Annotated in this window: 2 protein-coding genes; both read right to left on the reverse strand. The window is 34.4% G+C overall.

Annotation, left to right across the window (positions count from 1 at the left end; all coding sequences use genetic code 11):
• Window positions 1-425: DDE-type integrase/transposase/recombinase (locus tag FWJ32_RS13190; protein WP_162523641.1), on the reverse strand; the 425-nt coding region annotated here is incomplete at its 3' end.
• A 320-nt stretch (window positions 426-745) separates the two neighbouring features.
• Entirely contained in the window at window positions 746-1,024 is a 279-nt protein-coding gene (locus tag FWJ32_RS13195; RefSeq protein WP_149546427.1) for a transposase, read from the reverse strand.
• Window positions 1,025-1,054: the final 30 nt, after the last annotated feature.

Raw genomic sequence — 1,054 nt, forward strand, 5'->3', positions numbered from 1 at the left:
ATATACTCTTCCTTCAAAGTCCTGAAAAATCGCTCTATGTTAGGATTTCTCTCCGGGGATCTTACAGGTATTCGCTCGTGTAATATACCCTGGCGTTTGCAAAAATCATGAAATTCCTTGGATTTAAACTGAGGACCGTTATCTGTTCGGATTGTGAGATTTCCTTGAATATTCCTTGTGAGCATAGATTTTAAAACTGTTTTTACAACATCATGGCCTGTTATAGAAAAACCCGCTTTATATCCCACTATTTCCAAGGTGTATGTATCTATTATACCAAGGACGAAAATAATCCTGGGGAAAAGGGTTATATATGTGATGTCCATCTGCCAATGAGTATTAGGTGCATTTACTGCAACTTTTTTAAAGGCTATTAGACATTCCTGAGGTTTATTATGTCTTTCTATTGGCAAGAGAAGGTCCATTTCCTTACATAGCCTGTATACCTTCTTCTTGTTAATCTTTATACCAAACTGAAATCTCAATAGAATCGTAAGTTTCTTGTATCCATATCTTGGATATTCCTCAGCGAGGTCAAAAAGTATCGTCTTTATTGCTTCGTCAGTTATAATTTCGCCATTTTTAGTCCTTGAAAAGCCGGGAATAAAGCTTCCTCGGCTTATACTACATTTTTCTTCATGAGGTTTGTAAAAGAATGTACTTTTAGGAATACCCGCAATTCTAAGAAGAAAGTCTAAATTTATACCTTGAGTTCTAAAATTCTCTATAACCTCAATTTTTTCATTTAACTTCGGTTCGTTTTTTTTAATAATTCCTTTAAATAAGCTATTTCCAAGTCTTTATCAACAATTATTGAGCGCAGCATAATGTTTTCTTTTTTAAGTTTTGCAAGTTCATCTTCGGGATAATTTTCTGTATTCATGAGATGTTTTTTCCAGTAATCTAAGGTGCCCTTTGATATGCCATGTTTCCTACAAACAGCAATTTTGGTAGTAGAAGAACTTTCAGCCTCGGCAAGGATAGCAAGTTTTTCTTCAAGAGTAAAGTTTTTATGTGCTGCCATTGATTTTGACCTCCCTTAAGAGAAATTTTA

Origin of the sequence: Calorimonas adulescens (genome assembly GCF_008274215.1) — a bacterium.
GTDB classification, from domain to species: Bacteria; Bacillota; Thermoanaerobacteria; order Thermoanaerobacterales; family UBA4877; genus Calorimonas; species Calorimonas adulescens.

Bases quoted from the DNA above. Each gene is read 5' to 3' on its own strand.
- FWJ32_RS13195 (WP_149546427.1), bottom strand. From the start codon at position 1,024: ATGGCAGCACATAAAAACTTTACTCTTGAAGAAAAACTTGCTATCCTT.